Origin of the sequence: Streptococcus nasisuis, assembly GCF_040836615.1 — a bacterium.
In the GTDB taxonomy this organism is placed as follows: domain Bacteria; phylum Bacillota; class Bacilli; order Lactobacillales; family Streptococcaceae; genus Streptococcus; species Streptococcus suis_V.
In genome coordinates, this window is the sequence record NZ_CP162268.1 from 244,835 (window position 1) to 266,151 (window position 21,317).

Here is a 21,317-nt window from a genome sequence, read left to right on the forward strand (position 1 = left end):
GAGAACATTTATGAACACTCGTGTCTTTAAGGACATTTCAAAGGTTCAACACAGGGCATGGCTGGGATTTACAACTAGACAGGTTATTTTTGTATTTCCAGCCGTCGCCCTAACCATTTTGGTATTGGGCTTGAACCTATTTTACTGGCAATTTGGGGATTGGTTTGTCTATGGTTTTGTTTTTAGCTTTACCATTCCACTCATGTTATTTGGGGTCTATCGCCCCAACGATTTACCATTTGAAACCTACCTCAAGTACCGTTTTCATTATGAACTAACGGTGCCAGACCGCACATTTACTGGAAGAAAAGGAGACCAACGTGAAAAAATTAAAACACTCAATGAAACCAAAGACACCTTCTAATGACCAAAAGCAAAAGACGAAAACACAGAAGCAGGAGATCAGACCTTCTACCGTAAATACGTTAGCCTATCAAGGGCTTTTTCAGAATGGCCTTATGCAGGTCAGCCCAAGCTATTTCTCACAAACCTATCTTTTAGGAGATGTTAATTATCAAACAGTTGGCTTAGACGATAAGGGAGCTATTGTTGAGAAATATTCGGATTTAATCAATTCACTAGATGATAAGACAAATTTCCAACTGACCATTTTTAATCAAAAGCTCAATCTGGAAAAATTCCGTAAGAGTATTCTCTATCCCTTGCAGGAAGATGGGTTTGATGCTTATCGTGATGAATTGAATCGCATGATGGATGCCAACTTAGAGGCGGGTGAGAACAATTTTTCAGCTGTCAAGTTTCTTTCATTTGGCAAGAGCGACCAAACACCAAAACTAGCTTTTCGTTCTCTGTCACAGATTGGGGAATATTTCAAGAGTGGCTTTTCAGAGATTGATGTATCTCTTGGTTTACTTGGTGGAGAGGAGCGAGTGAATGTCCTTGCGGATATGTTACGAGGTGAAAATCATTTACCGTTCTCTTACAAGGATTTGACTCTCTCAGGTCAATCCACCAAACACTTTATTGCCCCAACCTACCTTTCCTTTAAACACAAGAATCACATTGAATTGGACGATCGATTATTACAGATTGTCTATGTTCGTGATTATGGTATGGAGCTAGGGGATAAATTTATTCGAGACTTAATACAGTCAGATTTGGAAGTGATGATTAGTCTACATGCTAAAGGCTCTACCAAGTCTGAAACCATGACCAAGCTACGAACCAAGAAGACCTTGATGGAATCGCAAAAGATTGGGGAACAACAAAAGATGGCTCGGACAGGCATCTATTTGGAAAAGGTCGGGCATGTTCTTGAAAACAACATCGATGAAGCTGAGGCTCTTCTTCAAACCATGACCCAAACAGGAGATAAGCTGTTTGACACCGTATTTCTAATTGGAGTGCTGGCGGATACTGAAGACCAACTCAAACAATCTCTTGATATTATCAAGCAAGTTGCAGGGTCTAATGATATGATTATTGATAATTTGACCTATATGCAAGAAGCTGCCTTTAATAGTCTCTTGCCATTTGGGAAGAACTATCTTGAAGGTATTTCTCGGTCTCTATTGACTTCAAACATTGCCATGAATGCACCTTGGACTTCCGTTGATATTCAGGACAAGGGTGGGAAATTTTATGGGATCAATCAAATCTCAAGTAATATCATCAGTATTGACCGTGGCAAGTTAAATACTCCGTCAGGTTTGATTTTAGGGACTTCTGGAGCTGGTAAAGGAATGGCGACAAAACATGAAATCATCTCTACTAAGCTCAAGGAAGCAGATAGTGAAACTGAAATTATTATTGTTGACCCAGAAAATGAGTACAGTATTATCGGTCAAGCCTTTGGTGGAGAAAGTATTGATATTGCCCCAGATTCTACTACCTTCTTAAATGTCCTCGATCTATCCGATGAGAATATGGATGAGGATCCAGTCAAGGTCAAGTCAGAATTTCTCTTGTCTTGGATAGGAAAGCTCCTGGACCGCAAAATGGATGGTCGTGAGAAGTCCTTGATTGACCGTGTGACACGACTCACCTATAAGCATTTTGACACACCGTCCTTGGTCGAATGGGTCTTTGTCTTAGCTCAACAACCTGAACAGGAAGCTAAGGACTTGGCACTGGATATGGAACTCTATGTGGAAGGGTCGCTGGACATATTTTCACATCGGACCAATATTAAAACAGACAGTCATTTCCTGATTTACAATGTCAAAAAGTTAGGCGATGAATTAAAACAGATTGCCCTCATGGTTATCTTTGACCAAATTTGGAATCGGGTGGTCAAAAACCAAAAGCTAGGGAAGAAGACCTGGATTTATTTTGATGAAATGCAGCTACTCTTATTGGACAAATATGCCTCTGATTTCTTCTTTAAACTTTGGAGTCGTGTCCGTAAGTATGGGGCGATACCGACAGGCATTACTCAAAATGTAGAGACACTTCTTTTGGATGCTAATGGCAGACGCATTATTGCCAATAGCGAGTTTATGATTCTTTTAAAACAGGCCAAGAGCGATCGCGAAGAATTGGTACATATGCTTGGGCTTTCTAAAGAGCTGGAGAAGTACTTAGTTAATCCTGAAAAAGGGGCAGGCTTAATTAAGGCCGGTTCCACCGTTGTCCCATTCAAGAATAAGATTCCACAACACACCAAGCTCTTTGACATCATGAGTACGGACCCTGAAAAAATGAGGACATGAGATGAAAGAGGATAAAAAGCTAGTCAAACAGGCTAGGCAAAACTTTCGAAGTAACTTAAAATCAGCCCGTATGCATTATCGGAAAGAAGTTAGGGCCTTAAAGCAGACTGTTCCTAAAAAAGGACGATTTCGGAAATCAGCCAAAAATTCTCTGTTTCAGGGAAAGAAAACAGAGTTAAAAGAAAATCTACTCAGTAGCCAAAAGGAAGCAGAAGAGAAGTTCCTAAAAGAAATTACCTATGTGTCTCCTAGACTGTTGAAGGTAAAGGAAATCAAGAACTATAATAAAATGAAACAAAAACAGTACATTTGTGGTATAATGTATTTATGGCATATTCATTAGATTTTCGTAAAAAAGTTCTCGCATACTGTGAGAAAACAGGCAGTATTACTGAAGCATCTGTTGTTTTCGATATTTCACGCAACACCATCTATCAATGGCTAAAATTAATGGAGACTACTGGCGAGCTTCATCACCAAGTTAAGGGAACCAAACCAAGAAAAGTTGATAGAGAAAAATTAAAGAACTATCTTGAAGCTCATCCAGATGCTTTTTTGACTGAAATAGCTTCTGAATTTGGTTGCCATCCAACAGCTATTCATTACGCTCTCAAAGCTATGGGTTATACTCGAAAAAAAAGAGCTGTACCTACTATGAACAAGATCCTGAGAAAGTAAATCAGTTCCTTAAAGAATTTAATAACTTAAGTCACTTGACACCTGTTTATATTGACGAGACAGGGTTTGAGATATATTTTCATCGAGAATATGGTCGATCTTTGAAAGGTCAGTTGATCACTGGTCAGGTCTCTGGAAGAAGATTCCAGCGGATATCTTTAGTCGCAGGTCTTATAAACGGTGAGATTATAGCCCCAATGACCTACAAAGAAACCATGACTAGTGACTTTTTCGAAGCTTGGTTTAAAACATTCTTACTGCCCACTTTAGATAGACCATCTGTTATCATTATGGACAATGCAAGGTTTCATCGGATGAGTAAGCTAAAAGAGTTATGCAAGGAGCAGGGTCATAGACTTTTACCACTTCCTCCTTACTCACCTGAGTATAATCCCATTGAGAAAACATGGGCTCAAATTAAAAAATACGGTTCTGTTGCAAAGTTTTAAATAAAGAATAAAATCCCTTACGGTATCTATGATTTAAGCTGGGATTCCCAATAATACCTTGATTTCAGTACAGACCGAAAACCCGAAGAGAGTGCCTTCTTTTCGGGTTTTCTTATATAATCCTCGGATGGCTTCCATACCTTTAATCGTGGTAGAGGCAGTGCGTAAACTTCGATAGAATTTATTGCGTCTCTTTACTGGACGATGGTCTTGTTCAATCAAATTATTCAGGTATTTAATGGTACGATGTTCTGTCCCTTGATAAAAGCCGTATTCTTTTAGTTTCTTAAAGGCACTTGTAATAGAGGGGGCTTTATCTGTGACTACAACCTTCGGTTCATCAAACTGCTTCACTAACCGCTTAAGAAAAGCATAGGCTGCTTGTGTGTCCCGTTTTTTACGTAACCAAATATCCAAGGTTAAACCATCTGCATCGATGGCTCGATACAAATAATGCCATTTTCCTTTAATTTTGATGTACGTTTCATCCATTTTCCATGAATAAAAGGATTTTTTATTTTTCTTTTTCCAAATTTGATAGAGTAGTTTGCCATATTCTTGCACCCAACGATAAATCGTCGTATGAGAAACGTTAATGCCACGATCATATAAGATTTCTTGAACTTCACGATAGCTAAGGTTATAACGAAGATAGTAGCCCACGGCTACAATAATCACATCCTGCTGAAATTGCTTTCCTTTAAAATGATTCATCGTCATTCCTCCTGCTATCTTTTTCTATTATTCTACCTTATTTGATAGTAGATTTAAAACTTTGCAACAGAACCTAAATGAGGTTACTCAAAAATGGATAGACAGCAGTTTTGTAGCTTATATTGGCTCAAACATATAATAAACCGAAAGAAAATCTTGAATCAAAATTTTGGATGGCGTTAATTTACAATACAACGAAAGATGTTTACCCTGAATAATTCATACTTTTTAATTGAAACCGTCTGAAACTGCCTAACGGCAGTCTGATAATTACTTTTTTAGTTTCACCCCTTAAGTGATGAAAAAAGAACCCCATTCTGCTATGGTAAAGGTGACGAAACCAACCATAAGAAAGGAGTTCTTCTCATGACTAGCTTACACAAAAATCAAGTTAAATTCAATTCAAATATCACTATTTCACTATTTCACATACCGGTGGTCGTCTATCAAGTGATTCGGGGTTAGTCCTGGTTAAAGAATTAATGAATACCTTCGGCTTTTCGCACTTAGCTAAACAATGGCTCCATATTACAGATCATCGGGCTTATTTTACCCATGATAACTTAGCGATATTGGAACAGCTTATTATGCAATTAATTGCTGGTTACTCGGCAGACTCATCAGCTAATCTATTAAGACGGGATCCTGTCTTTCAAGCTGTACTCGGTAAAAAACAGTTGGCATCACAATCCTCAATCTCACGGTTTCTGGATCGTTTCACCGAGGAGAACATCGATCAACTCCAAGCATTAAATCAGTCATTGATTGATAAAGCACGTTTAATTCGCAATGACACCGAGTTAATCATTGATGTCGATTCCACACATTCGGATACCTTTGGACGCCAAGAACAAACAGATTATAATGCCCATTATCAAACCTACGGCTATCACCCATTAGTTGCCTTTGATGGACTGACCGGAGATTTCTTAAAAGCTGAACTGCGTTCAGGCAATCAGTACACATCTAAAGGGGTAAAAGCCTTTATCAACCCGCTTTTACACCACTACAAGAGCACGTTACCTCATACCGAGATATTGGTTCGGGGTGACAGCGGCTTCGCCACACCAGAGGTGTATGAGTCTTGTGAAGCAACTGAAAGCCAGTACGTTATCCGTTTAAAGAGCAATCGAAAACTAACTCGTCTAGCTGAAGAACTTGTCTATTACTATGATAATCATCCTTGGGATGAAAAAGAAATTTATTATCATTCAGTTCCATACCAAGCAGATTCGTGGTCTAAATCCCGTCGAGTATGTATTCGTTCAACTCGAGAAGCCGGAGAGTTATTATTTAATCATGTCTTTATTATCACGAGTTTCTCTAAAAACATTTCTCCTAAAAGAGTTTTTGAAACTTATAATAAGCGAGGTGCCATGGAAAATTACATCAAAGAAGCGAAAGGTGGCTTTTACTTCGATAAAACAGATAGCCCGCGTTTCTTAGAAAATCATGTCAGAATGATGATCAGTGTCCTTGCATACAACCTCGTTAATTTTTTAAAAAGCATTGGTTTTGATAAAGTGAACCAGGGCATGACGATTCATTCCATCCGGCTGATATTGCTTAAAGTAGCCGGTAAACTTGTTCAGACTGGGAGACAGGTCTATCTCAAACTGTCAAGTTATCATGTGTATCAAACTGAATTTTATAAGGTTTTTGAACGCCTGCGGCGATCCAAACAATGGATTTAGACTAGTTATCACACAAATTTTTTAACCGATTCTTTTTCAAGGGATTCGTCTGCCCTTAAATAGACAAATAATTTTTATTATGATCTTCTTCCGTAGGCATCCTGTTCGAAAACACATTATTTTGGAAGAAAGTATCTGCCTAATTTAAAAATTGGCAATTTGTTCAAAAAAACAGGTTAAATTTAGAGCTATGAATTATTCAGGTTTTTTCGAGGTGGAAGCTAGTATAAAAGTAAACCAAGGGTCGTTTAAGGGCGTTCTAAGCCCCACACAGCGTTTTAAGAGCCAAGAGGAACTTTTATCCTTTGTTTCTTCTAAACAAGCTAAAATAGGCAATCAAGAGGGGATAATTGCTGATGTTCAAACCAAAGAGAAGAAAACGAATAGTCCGAGTTTGTTTTCTTTAAGTGGTTTACAATCAAAAGTCAATCAGCTTTATAAAGCGACAGCAAGCCAAACTTTAAAAGCTATGCAAGGACTGTATGAAGCAAAATTATTGAGTTATCCAAGAACAGATACACCATTTATTACAGAGAACGAATTTGCTTATTTAAAAGCAAATTTTGGCAAATATAGCGGTTTTTTAGGACTTGATCTCGAAATGGTTCAAACAGAGCCTAGAAAGCGTTATGTGGACGGTAGTAAGGTACAGGAACACCACGCCATTATCCCAACAAAACAAGTACCTACCGAATCTGCATTAGCAAAAATGGACGATTTACAACGAAAAATATATGCTTTAGTCGTTAAAACGACCGTTGCCATGTTTTTACCTGATTACTTGTATGAAGAAACCAAGATACAAACGAAAGTAGCTGATTTGCTGTTTCAATCGATCGGAAAGACACCAAAGCAAGAAGGGTGGAAAATTCTTTTCAAACAACAAACCAAAGAAGAAAAAGAGGACGTTCAAACGTTACCACTCGTTATCATTGGCGAACGTGCCGAAGTTGGTGTTAAGAGTGTTGAAAAAGAAACGCAACCGCCAAAAGCTTTTACAGAGGGTACATTATTAACTGCTATGAAAACGGCGAATAAAACGGTTGATGATGAAGAAGCAATCAAGATTTTACAAGAAGTTGAGGGGATTGGAACAGAAGCGACAAGAGCAAGTATTATTGAAGCGTTAAAACAAAAAGAATATATCCAAGTGATTAAGAATAAGCTTGTTGTAACTGAAAAAGGAAAATTATTGTGCCAGGCAGTTGAAAGTCAGCACCTTTTAACGAGTGCTGAAATGACGGCTAAATGGGAAACGTATTTAAAAAAAATCGGTAAAAGAGAAGGCAATCAAGAGAACTTTATTACGAATATCAAAAAATTCATTGTTCATTTACTGGAAGCTGTACCTAACGATATAGAAAAACTAAATTTTTCTGATTACCAGGAACAGAAAGAAAAAGAAGCAGAAAAAAGTATTGTAGGAAAATGTCCTAAGTGTGGCAACAATATTGTATTAAAAAAATCGTTTTATGGTTGTTCAAATTATCCTGAATGTAAGTTTACTTTAGCTGAACATTTTAGAAAGAAAAAACTAACCAAAACGAATGTAAAAGAATTACTGGAGGGAAAAGAAACCCTGGTAAAAGGAATCAAAAACAAAGAGAAAAAGCCCTACAATGCCGTTGTAAAAATTGGGGAAAAGGGATATATTGATTTTATATCTTTCTCAAAATAAACATAAAAGCCCTTTAAAGAGGGCTTTTATATATTAATCACAAATCACTTATCACAAATCACTTGTGATTTGTGATTCTTAATGATACAATATTACTATACAAAAAAAGAATGGGGCGTAGTTATGGAGAAGGAAAAACTAAAAATACTTGAAGAATTAAGACGTATTTTAAACAATAAAAATGAAGCAATTATTATCTTGAATAATTACTTTAAAGGTGGTGTTGGAAAGTCCAAATTATCGACTATGTTTGCTTACTTGACAGACAAATTGAATTTAAAAGTTTTAATGATCGATAAGGACTTACAGGCAACATTGACAAAAGACTTAGCAAAAACTTTTGAGGTAGAATTGCCACGTGTCAATTTTTATGAAGGCTTGAAAAATGGAAACTTGGCTTCTTCTATTGTTCATTTGACTGATAATTTAGACTTGATCCCTGGCACGTTTGATTTGATGTTACTGCCAAAATTAACTCGCTCATGGACTTTTGAAAATGAAAGTAGATTGCTTGCTACTCTTTTAGCACCTTTAAAAAGTGACTATGATCTCATTATTATTGATACTGTACCAACGCCAAGCGTTTATACAAATAATGCAATCGTGGCGAGTGATTACGTTATGATCCCTTTACAAGCAGAAGAAGAAAGTACAAACAACATTCAAAACTATATTTCCTATTTGATTGATTTACAAGAACAATTTAACCCTGGACTAGATATGATCGGTTTTGTTCCTTATTTAGTTGATACGGACAGCGCAACGATAAAATCAAACCTGGAAGAACTGTACAAGCAACATAAAGAAGATAACTTGGTTTTCCAAAATATTATCAAGCGAAGTAATAAAGTAAGTACCTGGTCTAAAAATGGAATTACAGAACACAAAGGCTATGACAAAAAAGTTTTATCCATGTATGAGAACGTATTTTTTGAAATGCTTGAGCGAATTATTCAATTAGAAAACGAAAAAGAATAGAATCACAAATCACAAGTGATTAATCACAAATCACTTGTGATTTGTGATTGTTGATGATAAAATAAGAATAAGAAGAAATAGAAAGAAGTGAGTGATTGTGGGAAATTTAGGCGCACAAAAAGCAAAACGAAATGATACACCAATCAGTGCAAAAAAAGATATTATGGGGGATAAGACGGTTCGTGTTCGTGCTGACTTGCACCATATTATAAAAATCGAAACAGCAAAGAATGGCGGAAACGTAAAAGAAGTTATGGATAAAGCCTTAGAAGAATATATTCGGAAATATTTACCTGACAAACTTTAAAAGGAGTGAAAATGAAATGGCAGTTACTTATGAAAAAACATTTGAAATAGAGATCATTAACGAATTATCGGCAAGCGTTTATAATCGAGTATTAAACTATGTTTTGAATCATGAATTAAATAAAAATGACTCTCAATTATTGGAAGTCAATTTATTAAACCAATTAAAGCTTGCAAAACGTGTAAATCTTTTTGATTATTCTTTAGAAGAATTACAAGCCGTTCATGAGTATTGGCGGTCAATGAATCGCTATTCAAAACAAGTTTTGAATAAAGAGAAAGTGGCTTAATATGGCAAATATAGTCAATTTTACTGACAAACAATTTGAAAATCGCTTAAATGATAATTTAGAAGAATTGGTTCAAGGAAAAAAAGCGGTTGAATCGCCAACCGCTTTTTTACTTATGTGACTTTTAGTCCGTCACGCTCCGTAAGGTGCGTGACAAATAAACCACCCGCTATGCGGGTGCGCGACGAAGGTTATACCAAAAAAACTCCAAACGCGATACAATAAAGGTGTTCAAGCCTATTGTAAAGCGAGAGGAGAAAAGTATGGCACAAAAGGCACATAGTTTATCACATACAAAGTGGCTGTGTAAATACCACATTGTCTTCACCCCTAAGTATAGACGAAAAATCATCTATAATCAATATCGAAGTAGTTTGGGAGAAATATTCCGACGTTTGTGTAGTTACAAAGGCGTAGAAATTATCGAAGGACATCTGATGCCGGATCATGTTCATATGTTAGTCAGTATTCCTCCGCGATTAAGTGTATCCAGCTTTATGGGATATTTAAAAGGCAAGAGTGCTCTTATGATGTTTGATAAACACGCCAATCTCAAATATAAATTTGGCAATCGCCATTTCTGGGCAGAGGGCTATTATGTAAGTACAGTTGGACTTAATGAAGCCACAATTAAGAAGTATATTCAAGAGCAGGAAAAGCATGATATAGTACTTGATAAATTGAGTGTAAAAGAGTATGAAGATCCCTTTAGGGATAATGGCAAGTAGTACAAATGCCTCTTTAAGAGGCTAGTGACGAGTCAAAAGCAGTGAGGCTTGAACAAAGTGAAAGCCAGCGTCTTTAGGCGCTGGCTGGTGATGTGGGCTTATAGCCCTTGTTCAAACCACCCGTTTGACGGGTGGTCATGATTGGTGGGCAACCAGGGTCAGGGAAAACGAGTTTGCGATCAGCAATTCTTGAAGAAACACAAGGGAATGTTATTGTCATTGATAATGATACCTTTAAACAACAGCACCCTAATTTTGATGAACTAGCGAAACTTTATGAGAAAGACGTAGTAAAACACGTTACCCCTTATTCTAATCGCATGACAGAAGCGATCATAAGCCGTTTAAGCGATCAAGGCTATAACTTGGTGATTGAAGGTACAGGACGAACAACAGACGTTCCTATTCAAACCGCAACAATGCTTCAAGCCAAAGATTATGAAACAAAAATGTATGTCATGGCAGTACCTAAAATCAACTCATATTTAGGAACAATTGAACGGTATGAAACTATGTATGCAGATGATCCAATGACAGCCAGGGCAACACCAAAACAAGCGCATGATATTGTTGTCAAAAACTTACCGACCAATTTAGAAACCCTTCATAAAACGGGCTTATTTAGCGATATAAGGCTTTACAATAGAGAAGGAGTGAAACTCTATTCAAGCTTAGAAACGCCTTCCATTAGTCCGAAAGAGACCTTAGAAAGAGAATTAAATCGTAAAGTATCAGGGAAAGAAATTCAACCGACTTTGGAGAGAATAGAGCAAAAAATGGTTCAAAATCAACACCAAGAAACCCCTGAATTTAAAGCAATTCAACAAAAAATGGAAAGCTTGCAGCCACCTACACCACCAATACCCAAAACACCTAAACTTCCAGGGATTTAAACCTTAAAAAAGTAAAAGAGTAGTTACCAAAAAACGGTAACTACTCTTTTTTTATAAAAACATTTCCTCATTTTTTAAAAGCTGATCGAGAAATAAAGCACACAACTGTATTCTTTCTTTTTTCAGTTGGTACATTTTGCAGTCTGTAACGTGCCATTTACTGTTTGTTACCTTAACATATCCAGTCGAAAACCCAGTTAATACAGATACAGGCGAAGTGATTGTTGCAGTTGAAGATAGTAAACCAATCATTCAATTAGCAGACGGAACAACAAAGAAAGTTGAAGCGAAAGAAATTGGCGCAAACGTTCAAAAAGACGGAACAGTAACGGTTAAAGGTTCAGACGGAAAAATGAAAGTTTTACCAAAAACAGGAGAAACAGAAAATATTGCATTGTCTGTCCTAGGGTCATTAATGGTATTAGGATCAGCATTCATTTTTAAAAAGAGAATCTAATTAAGTATTTATAAAAGCATGGTCGCAAGTTTCACTAGCAGCCATGCTTTTATTGAATCATTGTAGGACATTTTAAAGATAATTGCCCACTTTAAAATTAAACATGTGCTTAGAATCGTTCTAGGAAACACGATCCAGTCCAATAATCGTCGATAAAAACTTTTGAAAAAGGTTGGTGAAATTACCTACTTTTGGAATAATCACAAATCACAAGTGATTAATCACTTGTTTATTAAGATATTAAAAGCTATAATTTAAATAAAGCGTGAATTTTATGACACAAAAAGAGGGGGGAGAAACTTGGAACTAGCATTTAGAGAAAGCTTAAAAAAGATGAGAGGTACCAAATCAAAAGAAAAATTCTCCCAAGAATTAGAAATGAGTAGATCAAATTATTCACGAATAGAATCAGGAAAATCAGATCCAACCATAAAAACACTAGAACAAATTGCAAAGTTAACTAACTCAACGCTAGTAGTGGATTTAATCCCAAATGAGCCAACAGAACCAGAACCAGAAACAGAACAAGTAACATTGGAGTTAGAAATGGAAGAAGAAAAAAGCAATGATTTCGTGTGAATAATGCACGAAATCATTGCTTATTTTTTTAAAAAGCGATATACTAGATATAACGAAACAACGAACTGAATAAAGAATACAAAAAAAGAGCCACGACCAGTTAAAGCCTGAGAAACTTTAACTGCGAGCCTTAATTGATTACCACCAATCAATTAAAGAAGTCGAGACCCAAAATTTGGTAAAGTATTTTCTTGCTTAGTAGGAGGTGTTGTGGTATAATTTAGTTAGATTAGAAGTCATCGAAGGTACAGCAATGTATAACTAGGTGGCCTTTTTTCATATTGCGGAGAGATATTTTATGCCTAATAATGTATTTGAATTAATAAATTTTAAGGACTATTTGCCGTTAGATTTAGATATTACTGATAAAACTAGGTTGGTTTATAGACCAGTATTAGCACCAACTCAATTAAAATGTTCTCTTGAGCCGGCTTTAACTGAAGAACAGTTATATGTCCATATGAAAGAAAACTCTAACTGGTCTTTCAAATACAATGGGAATGATGATTTTTATAAACAGGATTGTATTGACTTTTTAAGAGATATAGACTTCCAATCATTCTCTCAATATGGGAAGTTGGTGGACAGAAAATACATAGAAGCAAAAAGAGTTTACTTATTTGATAGCTACTTTAGAAATTTTCTTCAAGAGATATTGGAGCGTATCGAAGTTTTTTTGAAGAAGAGTACAGCTGATGCTCTGACGATTGGATACAATAAAACTTCTTATATTTTTGAAGATGATACTCTCTATTATTCAGAACAATCTAAATACCGAAAAGAAAATCCTAAGAGGCTGGATATTGTTTTGAAAACAAAATATCATTTGTCACGATTGATTTTGGAAAAACAAGATGATGCCACAATCAAGAATCAGATTAACCAATATGGGGTCGTGTTACCTTGGACCGTTTTTCGTTTAATGACATTTGGAAACATAGCGTCCTTCCTCGTTGCCCTACAACCAGAATATCGAAATAAGGTTGCTGCCTATATTAGTCTTCCCTTGGACAAGGATGATAACATTCCAGCTAAAATCTTATTGTCTTGGTGTAACGCTCTTCGTTATCTTAGGAATATTTGCTCACACAATGGCAGATTATATGGTCGCTTACACCATACACTGCCAGCTTTTCATCATTCTGACAGAGAGTTGCTAGTGACAGACTCAGAGAATGATAGCAAGACACTATTTATCTATTTTATAGCAATGAGACATCTTATCTTGTCAATGTCCATAGAAACTAAGAATTTTTGGAATAAAAAATTACAAAAGCTTCTGGAAGAAAGTAATCAAGAACAAGTGGATTTGAGACACTATGGTTTTCCAAAAAATTGGATGGATTTATTGGCAATAAAGATATGATAAGTGCTTAGATGGACACGGACTAAAAAATAGATTAGAACGGAGGTAAAGTATTGAATCTTATTTCAATCAAAGAATTTGTCGAATTGACTATCAATAATAATCCAGACATCAATCCCAAAGAGCTTGAAGAAACCTTGCGTGCAGTACTTGAAGAAAAAGAAGGAGGGGCAAGGTGTATGAATTGTGGATATCCTATTTGGGTAGCAGGGAGTGCACTGGTAGGGAGCTACATGTGCTTCACGTGTCTAACAGGTGAAGCCGATGGTAGTGATGATTTTGAAGTTTTAGGTTAAGCTATTTCAGAAATTTTTCGAGAGCCAAATGGCTCTTTTTCTTTTCCTGTGATAATTTTTTCAGCTCTCTCTTGTTACACTCTATCTAGTTTTAGAAAATCAACCCTTGACTTTTTCTTGGGGGTTTGGGGGCGAAGCCACCATGTTTTCTTATCGTCGGCTGACCAACCTGTAAGGTTTGGGTTCAGCTGGCGATTAGATTTTAGGTTATTGTGGACACAATAACTGAGCTCGCAAAGACCGAACAAGGAACGAGTGAGGTCTTTCGAGGGGTGTCTGACAATGTCAGGCTGCCTCACATTGTCAGACAATGCCTGATTTGAAAGGATGGATAGAATGAAACAAGATATTAGGCTCGTTAGAAAGCAGTTTAGAATGACGAGACAAGAAGAAAAACAGATAAAAGAGATGATGAAAGATCAGCAGATAGAGAGTTTTTCAGAATTTCTTCGGCATAACCTCTTTAAAACTGATGACGATGACAAAAGTATTGAGATGTGGTTTTCCCTATGGCAATCACAAAAGTTAGAACAGGTTAGCCGTGATTTATATGAGGTACTAGTCATCGCTAAGCAAAATCATCAAGTGACTCAAGAGCATGTTTCAATCTTATTGACCTGTGTTCAGGAGTTGATTGTGGAAGTAAGCCAATCACATTCTCTAAGTCAATCATTTCGTGACAAGTATATGAGATAAGAGGTTAGTATGGAATATCGTTACAGAACCAACTTGAAAAAAGTCTTTTTAACAGATAGTGAATTAAAACAACTGAATAATCGTATTGCAGAAAGTAGGAGTAAAAATTTTTCCGAATATGCTAGAAAAGTATTGCTTAATCCAAACATGACATTTTTAACAATTGACACTTCAAATTATAAGGAACTCGTTTTTGAATTGAGAAGGATTGGAAATAACATCAATCAGATTACACGTGCGATTAACCAAAGTCATCTCATTTCTCAGGAACAACTAAAAAGTTTGAGTCAAGGGATTGACGAGATGATTTCTGAAGTTGAGAAAGAGTTTCATATGAATGTTAAAGCGCTAAAGGAGTTTCATGGTAGTCACTAAACACTTTGCGACTCATGGGAAAAAATATCGTAGACGCTTAATCAAATATATTCTCAATCCTGAGAAGACCAATAATCTTGAATTCGTTTCTGATTTTGGAATGAGTAATTACTTGGACTTTCCAACTTATGAAGAGATGGTCAAGATGTACAATATCAATTTCATCAATAATGATGAATTGTATGATTCGAGAAATGACCGTTTGGAAAGAAAACAACAAAAAATTCATGCCCATCATGTGATTCAATCTTTTTCTCCTGAGGACAGCCTCACTCCTGAAGAAATTAATCGTATTGGCTATGAAACAGTGAAAGAATTGACTGGTGGAAATTATCGCTTCATCGTAGCAACTCATACAGACAAGTTACATACCCATAATCATATTCTTATCAATTCTGTTGATCTCAATTCAGATAAGAAACTCAAATGGGATTATGCCCAGGAGCGGAACTTACGGATGATTTCTGATCGTATTTCTAAAATGGCTGGTGCAAAAATTATTGAAAAGCGTTATTCCTACCGAGATTATAAAAAATATAGGGAATTTAGTCATAAGTTTGAATTGAAACAACGTCTCTATTTTTTGATGCAGCAATCTAAAGCGTTTGATGATTTTTTAGAGAAAGCAAAGCAGCTGCATGTCCAGATTGATTTTAGTCAGAAGCATAGTCGTTTTTTGATGACTGATAGAGCAATGACAAAACCAATTCGAGGTCGCCAACTTAGTAAACGGGACTTATATGATGAAGAATTTTTTCGAACACATTTTGCCAAACAAGAGATTGAAAGTCGTTTAGAATTTTTATTAGAGTCTGTTCATTCACTAGAAGAATTGCATGTAAAAGCAAAAGAGTTGAATCTAACCATAGAGTTAAAACAAAAAAATGTGATTTTTACCCTAGAAGAAGATGGTCAAAAGATTACTCTAAGCCATAAAAAAGTTAGTGATAAGAAATTGTACGACATTCCATTTTTTAACCATTACTTTGAAGACAAAGAGGCAAGAGATATTCAAGCATTAGAAAATATTCAGGAAGATTATCAGACTTTTCGAGAGAAGCAGCATAAGGAGAAAGTCTCCGCAGAAGAAATCGAGGAAGCCTTCAAGAAATACAAGGAAAAACGAGATGCCGTTCATGAGTTTGAAGTTGAACTTACGGATAATCAGATTGAGAAATTAGTTGATGATGGTATCTATATCAAGGTTTCATTTGGTATCAAACAAAGTGGGCTCATCTTTATTCCCAACTATCAGTTGGATATCCTAGAAGGAGAAAATCAGAAAAAATATAAAGTTTACATTCGAGAAACGTCCTCTTACTTTGTCTATAACAAAGTAAACTCGGATAAAAATTGTTTTATCAAAGGGAGAACTTTAATCAGGCAATTGACCAACGATAGCCAAAAACTCCCTTATAGACGACCAACTTTAAAAAGTCTTCAAGAGAAGATTTCTGAAATTAATCTTATGATTGAACTGTCTAACACAAACAAACAATACCAAGAAATCAAAGATGAGTTTGTATTAGAAATTGCAGAGCTTGATATGAAGCTGGAAGAAACACAAGAAAAAATCGCCACCTTGAACAAGATGGCAGAAGTATTTATTAATCTGAAGAGTGAGGATCACGAAAGTAAGAAATTAGCTAAGTACGACTTCTCTAAAATGAACATGACAGAATCGATAACTCTAAATCAGCTTAATAAAGACATACTGATAATGCAACAGGAATTTGATAAAGAAATTGATGAATATGAGGGATTAGCCAGAAAGTTAGAAACATTTGTAAAAGTGTTAAATATAGGAGGAACTCTTAAACTCAAACAACGAGATAATATTTCAATGGAGTAAAAAGGTTTGTTGATGACAATAAATATAAATTTTTAAAAATAGATTTCTCTCAATCTCAAAAGTGCATAGAATACTCATTATCATTACTTGAAAATTTGATAATCTTAAAGTAATTATAAGGAGGAATTACTATGTCAGCAATTACAGATAAATGGATAAAACTATTTAATAATGTCAATAATTCTCAGGAGTTAGATACATTTTTAAAGAATGTTTCAGGGAAAGGGCTCAATGAATGGGAACAACTATATAATGACTATGATGAAAGTAAAAATTTACTTATTGAAGAAGCATTAGAACAATGTGAATGGATTTTATATATTCCACAGCAAAGGCTTAAGACTAGAATTAATTGGTTAGATTTATATAAACCATTGTGTTATAAATATGTCCAAAAGATTTATAGTATTGTTGAAACTAAGAATTATATTTCTGATAAACAGACTTTTATAGAAAGTATTGAAGAATATTTTTTTGATATTTGTATGAATATCAGTTATCGTACAGTTGTCTTAGAAATTAATGATTTACGCAGAAATTCAAAACTTCTGGGGGAGAGTAGAGAGGATAGATATAAATACTATATAGATATTTTATTACGAGATAAAGAGTATATTGTTGATTTTTATAAAAGATACCCAATGTTATATGAGGTATTAGATCAAAAATTAAAAAATATAAGTTTTTATATCCAAGAAATTTTAAATAATTTAGAAGACGACATTCAAGATATTCAGAATTATTTTAAAGTATCGGATTTACAATTATTCAAAATTAATTTTAATGCCGGTGATACTCATTCTAAAGGTAAGACAGTTTGTATATTAAATTTCAAAGATAAGGATATTGTGTATAAGCCTCGTAATATGATATTGGATGTTAATTTAAAATTATTTGCAGAAGAATTTGAAAAGACATTTGGAATCTCGGATACATTATTTATCCCTAAGACTTTAATTAAGAAAGGATATAGCTATGTAGAAATGATTGAAATTCAAGAATGTTCTACTTTAGAAGATGTTAAAATATATTTTGAAAATATGGGGAAAATTTTAGCATTTTTACATTTGTTTGGTGCAAAAGATTATCATGGAGAAAATGTATTAGCGTCCGGGAGATTTCCTTATTTAATTGATAATGAAACAATTCTTCATTTTAGCGAAAATGAGAAAATTAATACATCTGTACATAAAATGTATGACTTTGTAGCTAACTCAGTATATAGTACAGGTATTTTGCCAATGACACTATATTCAATTAATAATAACAAAGGAATGGAAATAGGTGCATTAAATTCTGGAGCAAGAAGAGAATCTCCTTATTTAACTCATAAGCTGTCTAATGTTGGCACTGATGAAATCAGAATTGAAAAAGTTTTTAAAGAGGTTGGAAGCTTTCCTAGTACTGTTAGATACGAGGGTGAGAATATCTCTTGTTCTAATTATTTACCTCAAGTTCAACAGGGATTTGAAGAGATTTATAGAATCTTTGTTGATAATAAGTCAGTTATTTCAAAAATGATTAAGAAATATTTTAATAATTGTGAAACGAGATACATTTATAGGAATACTAATATATATGTACAATTACTAGAGACAAGTCATCACCCAGAACTATTAAAAAATCGTTATGATTTTGAAATGTATTTTCTTAGATTATATGAATATGGTGATATTTCAAATGAATTTGATAGTAAAATGATTCATGATGAGATTAATCAATTGAAAAATGATGATGTTCCGATTTTTTATTCCGATTCATCTAATAATAATATTTCAAATGGAGTTAAGGAGTATATTTTATCACTTGAGGGTGAAAGTATTGTAGAGAAAATTTTAAATAGAATAAAAATAGCATCTACTTCAAATTTAGTTCGTCAGAAGAGAATCATTAATATGTCTTTTATGGGAACAGAATTATTTGTAAAAAATATTGAACCACTTAAAAGAAAAGACTTTGGAAGAGAATTATTTGTAAAAAGACTATTATCTAGTAGGTTTGAACATGATGGCGAAATTAGTTGGTTAGCAATGCTAGCTATGGATAAAAATTATGACATATCACCTATGAAGTATGATTTATATTCAGGTACAGCAGGTATTTTACTTGGAATCAATAGTTTAGAAATCAAGGAGTTAGAAGAACTTTTTTCTGGAGTAATGAAATACACTGTTAACTACATAAAGGATTTTAGTTCTGATATTACGTATCAAAATATTGGGGCTTTTACTGGAATTTATGGCTATCTATATGCATTGTGTGTATTAAAGGAGAGTAATAAAGATATTCCTTTAGAGATTGAAACATTTATCTTTGAAACCATTTTTAGAACTAAAGATATAGTTTCAAATTTAGATAATTTGGATATTATAGGTGGGATTTCTGGTATTTTAGGTGTTTTATTGAAAGTCAATAGTACATTTAAAGGAAATTTAGATATATTAAATTTAACAGATAAGTTGATGAAACTAATTGTTCAACGTCTGCTTAAAATATATGCTGAAGAAGGGAGCTGGATTTCAGAAGATCCAGGGTATGCTCACGGGAATTACGGTGTAATTGTTCAGTTATATAAATATAGTTTAAGTTTAAGTACAGATTCAAATATTAGAAAAATGATTATTCAGTGTGTACAAGACTATTTAAGGAAAGAGAGAGAGGAGCTAGATCACAATAGAGTTCTAAAAATAAGAAAAAATGCTAAATACTACTCATGGTGTAATGGTATTGTTGGTATTGTAAAAGCTAAGCATTATTTGTTAATTAATGGTTTATCAGACAAATTGTTATCTGAAGAAGTGGAATATTACAGCAAAGATATACTAACTAATGGATTAAATTTGGATAATTCAATTTGTCATGGGAATGTGGGTAATTTGGTGATTTTGGATTCAATTTTACCTGTTCAAACTAATCAATTTGAAAATGCGATACATCAGGAAAGCAATCAATATTTATTAGAAAAAATGACCTATGAAACTGATGATTGGGGTGTTTTGACAGGTGAAATGGGAATATTGATGGCTAATTATAAGGCAGGTAGAAAATGTCTTAATGAATTGCTATTATTAAATTAAGTGCTAAAAAGTCAATAGAAAGTTGATTAATTTTTAGTTGATTTTTTAGAAAAAAGGGTGCACTAAAAACACCTAGCGAAAAACGCTTTTTTCGCCAGCTTATCCAAGGACATGTGCCGATAATCACTTATCTTCCATAAGCCTTCTTGGTGGCGTATAGAGTTGGCGGTTGATCCACCAGACGCACAAATTTTCTAGCGGTTAAGACGATGGCTCGTTTGTGTTGATGTTTAGGAACTTCTTGATACTTCTTCATATAAAAGGTTTGATACTCACTATCATGTCGCCTCACCGAGTTGGCGGCTTCAACTAAGTAATAGCGAAGATAGCGATTGCCTCGTTTTACAAGTTCCGTATTTTGAGAGTTAGTGTTCCCAGATTGATACTGTTTCCAATTCAATCCTGCATATTTTGCGACTTGAGGATGATCTCTAAATCGCTCAATCTGTCCAATTTCAGTGATAATTCCTGCAGCGTAAACTTTACCAACACCAGGCACAGAAGTTAAACACTGGTATTCGGGAATGACTTCTACCATGTCTTCAATAGCTTTATCAATATCCTTAATCATTTGTTCCAGATTTCTGATTTCTCGAGCTAATAGCCCAAGAATGACATTGACAGAATCCTGTTGGAGTTTAGAGACGATAAGAACCACGAATGGCCGCTTGAATAGCTTTCGCTAGCTTTTCAGAAGCTTTGAATCGTCCTCTTCCTAGTTTCTGGAGAAATTCTGCCAGATCTTCGAGAGCAATAGTGGCTAATTCGTCTAGGGAGTAGTCTTCTGTCATAAGAGAGATGATTGTGCTAGACCAGAGATTGGTTGAGAGGTTCTCATTCTTGATTTCAGTTGATAAGGTATTGCACTTGTAGTAGATATTCTCAATAAAGTGCTGCTTGGTCTTGGTCAACTGCTCAATGAGTTGAAGCCTGGTTCTGGTCAAGTGCTGGAGCGCCATGTATTTCTCTTCCTTGAGAAAAGCAGGTGAGAATCGCTTGATACGGAAATAATCGGCAATATAGAAGGCATCAAGGGTATCATTCTTGTTTTCTTCAAAGGCTTCCCGGTATTTCTTAATCTTATTGGGCTGTTCGACCATGACCTCAACCTTTAGAGCTTTCAAGTCGCTGTCTTCATGAAAGAACATAGCAGGGTGAAAGCTGTAGAGACTGGTGGCTTCCATACCAATGACGATGCGTTCAAATGAATAGGAGTCATTGAGTTCAAGAATTTGTTTCTTGATTTCAGAAGCACCTACTAGGTCATTGGGAAGAGAAGCTGTAAAGGGAGTTGTTGTATCACTAAGCATGATACAGACATCTAATTTGGTAGAGCTAACATCTAAACCGACAAAACATTTCATTTGGAAGGTCTCCTTTCATTTGTAATTGGAAAGTTTCTTGACTACTGTAAGGTTCCCCAGAAACACGTTGGACCAACAGCCTCGCATAAGAGAATTCTAATCACTAGCTCACTTGCCGCCTGTACGCTACTACGTACAGAAGTGAGCATAATGGAAATAGCTAGTGTGTTGGAAG

General features: G+C 35.0%; 16 protein-coding genes and 5 pseudogenes. 19 read left to right on the top strand and 2 right to left on the bottom strand.

Annotated elements, in window-relative coordinates:
• Positions 1 to 10 precede the first annotated feature (10 nt).
• The 4 genes and pseudogenes from AB1F57_RS01390 to AB1F57_RS01405 all read left to right on the top strand — a co-directional run.
• Entirely contained in the window at positions 11 to 364 is a 354-nt protein-coding gene (locus tag AB1F57_RS01390) for a PrgI family mobile element protein (protein ID WP_001097580.1), read from the top strand.
• Positions 321 to 2,672 carry a VirB4-like conjugal transfer ATPase, CD1110 family gene (locus AB1F57_RS01395; RefSeq protein ID WP_367985959.1) on the top strand — a complete coding sequence of 784 codons (2,352 nt, stop codon included), beginning with the start codon at positions 321 to 323 and terminating at the stop codon, positions 2,670 to 2,672. Before AB1F57_RS01390 ends, AB1F57_RS01395 begins: the two co-directional genes overlap by 44 nt.
• Position 2,673: 1 nt before the next feature.
• Positions 2,674 to 2,955, top strand: a pseudogene (locus tag AB1F57_RS01400) (CHAP domain-containing protein); the annotation flags it as partial.
• A 44-nt stretch (positions 2,956 to 2,999) separates the two neighbouring features.
• Positions 3,000 to 3,778 (top strand): annotated as a pseudogene (locus AB1F57_RS01405) (IS630 family transposase); the annotation flags it as partial.
• 54 nt (positions 3,779 to 3,832) lie between these two features.
• Here AB1F57_RS01405 and AB1F57_RS01410 read toward each other — a convergent pair.
• Entirely contained in the window at positions 3,833 to 4,513 is a 681-nt protein-coding gene (locus AB1F57_RS01410; protein ID WP_001015311.1) for an IS6-like element IS1216 family transposase, read from the bottom strand.
• 366 nt (positions 4,514 to 4,879) lie between these two features.
• On the opposite strand from AB1F57_RS01410, the pseudogene AB1F57_RS01415 reads away from it, so the two are divergent.
• The 15 genes and pseudogenes from AB1F57_RS01415 (at position 4,880) to lanM (ending at position 19,778) form a co-directional block, all read left to right on the top strand.
• Positions 4,880 to 6,207 (top strand): annotated as a pseudogene (locus AB1F57_RS01415) (IS1380 family transposase).
• 151 nt (positions 6,208 to 6,358) lie between these two features.
• Positions 6,359 to 7,885, top strand: a complete 1,527-nt coding sequence (locus tag AB1F57_RS01420) for a DNA topoisomerase (RefSeq protein WP_367985960.1) — start codon at positions 6,359 to 6,361, stop codon at positions 7,883 to 7,885.
• Positions 7,886 to 7,966: 81 nt separating this feature from the next.
• Positions 7,967 to 8,863 carry a ParA family protein gene (locus tag AB1F57_RS01425; RefSeq protein WP_002326827.1) on the top strand — a complete coding sequence of 299 codons (897 nt, stop codon included), beginning with the start codon at positions 7,967 to 7,969 and terminating at the stop codon, positions 8,861 to 8,863.
• 91 nt (positions 8,864 to 8,954) lie between these two features.
• Positions 8,955 to 9,170, top strand: a complete 216-nt coding sequence (locus AB1F57_RS01430) for a peptide-binding protein (protein ID WP_002295735.1) — start codon at positions 8,955 to 8,957, stop codon at positions 9,168 to 9,170.
• 16 nt (positions 9,171 to 9,186) lie between these two features.
• Entirely contained in the window at positions 9,187 to 9,459 is a 273-nt protein-coding gene (locus tag AB1F57_RS01435; protein ID WP_000301765.1) for an antitoxin, read from the top strand.
• A 263-nt stretch (positions 9,460 to 9,722) separates the two neighbouring features.
• Positions 9,723 to 10,187 carry an IS200/IS605-like element ISSsu4 family transposase gene (tnpA, locus tag AB1F57_RS01440; RefSeq protein WP_367985962.1) on the top strand — a complete coding sequence of 155 codons (465 nt, stop codon included), beginning with the start codon at positions 9,723 to 9,725 and terminating at the stop codon, positions 10,185 to 10,187.
• A 137-nt stretch (positions 10,188 to 10,324) separates the two neighbouring features.
• A complete protein-coding gene (locus AB1F57_RS01445; RefSeq protein WP_367985963.1) occupies positions 10,325 to 11,080 on the top strand; it encodes a zeta toxin family protein in 756 nt (251 codons plus the stop codon).
• 181 nt (positions 11,081 to 11,261) lie between these two features.
• Positions 11,262 to 11,537: pseudogene (locus AB1F57_RS01450) on the top strand (LPXTG cell wall anchor domain-containing protein); the annotation flags it as partial.
• A gap of 300 nt (positions 11,538 to 11,837) precedes the next feature.
• The gene (locus AB1F57_RS01455) at positions 11,838 to 12,116 is read left to right on the top strand and encodes a helix-turn-helix transcriptional regulator (RefSeq protein WP_024407057.1); all 279 of its coding nucleotides are present in this window, start codon (positions 11,838 to 11,840) and stop codon (positions 12,114 to 12,116) included.
• A 298-nt stretch (positions 12,117 to 12,414) separates the two neighbouring features.
• A complete protein-coding gene (locus AB1F57_RS01460) occupies positions 12,415 to 13,482 on the top strand; it encodes an Abi family protein (RefSeq protein ID WP_017768987.1) in 1,068 nt (355 codons plus the stop codon).
• A gap of 53 nt (positions 13,483 to 13,535) precedes the next feature.
• On the top strand, positions 13,536 to 13,778 hold the full coding sequence (locus tag AB1F57_RS01465; protein ID WP_044980253.1) for a hypothetical protein: 243 nt from the start codon (positions 13,536 to 13,538) through the stop codon (positions 13,776 to 13,778).
• A gap of 336 nt (positions 13,779 to 14,114) precedes the next feature.
• Positions 14,115 to 14,474, top strand: a complete 360-nt coding sequence (locus AB1F57_RS01470; RefSeq protein ID WP_024394064.1) for an SAG1252 family conjugative relaxosome accessory protein — start codon at positions 14,115 to 14,117, stop codon at positions 14,472 to 14,474.
• Between the two features lie 9 nt (positions 14,475 to 14,483).
• Complete coding sequence (locus AB1F57_RS01475) at positions 14,484 to 14,849, top strand: MobC family plasmid mobilization relaxosome protein (RefSeq protein ID WP_024394063.1); 366 nt, start codon at positions 14,484 to 14,486, stop codon at positions 14,847 to 14,849.
• Entirely contained in the window at positions 14,836 to 16,701 is a 1,866-nt protein-coding gene (locus AB1F57_RS01480) for an SAG1250 family conjugative relaxase (protein WP_024395817.1), read from the top strand. The genes AB1F57_RS01475 and AB1F57_RS01480 overlap by 14 nt, the downstream gene beginning before the upstream one ends.
• 131 nt (positions 16,702 to 16,832) lie before the next feature.
• The gene (lanM, locus tag AB1F57_RS01485) at positions 16,833 to 19,778 is read left to right on the top strand and encodes a type 2 lanthipeptide synthetase LanM (RefSeq protein ID WP_024395818.1); all 2,946 of its coding nucleotides are present in this window, start codon (positions 16,833 to 16,835) and stop codon (positions 19,776 to 19,778) included.
• Between the two features lie 123 nt (positions 19,779 to 19,901).
• Here lanM and AB1F57_RS01490 read toward each other — a convergent pair.
• Positions 19,902 to 21,142 (bottom strand): annotated as a pseudogene (locus tag AB1F57_RS01490) (IS110 family transposase).
• Between the last annotated feature and the right edge of the window lie 175 nt (positions 21,143 to 21,317).

Excerpts from the sequence above, each read along its gene's own strand:
- AB1F57_RS01390 (WP_001097580.1), top strand. The coding sequence starts at position 11 with ATGAACACTCGTGTCTTTAAGGACATTTCAAAGGTTCAACACAGGGCA.
- AB1F57_RS01410 (WP_001015311.1), bottom strand. The coding sequence starts at position 4,513 with ATGAATCATTTTAAAGGAAAGCAATTTCAGCAGGATGTGATTATTGTA.
- AB1F57_RS01425 (WP_002326827.1), top strand. The coding sequence starts at position 7,967 with ATGATACAATATTACTATACAAAAAAAGAATGGGGCGTAGTTATGGAG.
- AB1F57_RS01435 (WP_000301765.1), top strand. The coding sequence starts at position 9,187 with ATGGCAGTTACTTATGAAAAAACATTTGAAATAGAGATCATTAACGAA.
- tnpA (WP_367985962.1), top strand. The coding sequence starts at position 9,723 with ATGGCACAAAAGGCACATAGTTTATCACATACAAAGTGGCTGTGTAAA.
- AB1F57_RS01445 (WP_367985963.1), top strand. The coding sequence starts at position 10,325 with ATGATTGGTGGGCAACCAGGGTCAGGGAAAACGAGTTTGCGATCAGCA.
- AB1F57_RS01460 (WP_017768987.1), top strand. The coding sequence starts at position 12,415 with ATGCCTAATAATGTATTTGAATTAATAAATTTTAAGGACTATTTGCCG.
- AB1F57_RS01470 (WP_024394064.1), top strand. The coding sequence starts at position 14,115 with ATGAAACAAGATATTAGGCTCGTTAGAAAGCAGTTTAGAATGACGAGA.
- AB1F57_RS01475 (WP_024394063.1), top strand. The coding sequence starts at position 14,484 with ATGGAATATCGTTACAGAACCAACTTGAAAAAAGTCTTTTTAACAGAT.
- AB1F57_RS01480 (WP_024395817.1), top strand. The coding sequence starts at position 14,836 with ATGGTAGTCACTAAACACTTTGCGACTCATGGGAAAAAATATCGTAGA.
- lanM (WP_024395818.1), top strand. The coding sequence starts at position 16,833 with ATGTCAGCAATTACAGATAAATGGATAAAACTATTTAATAATGTCAAT.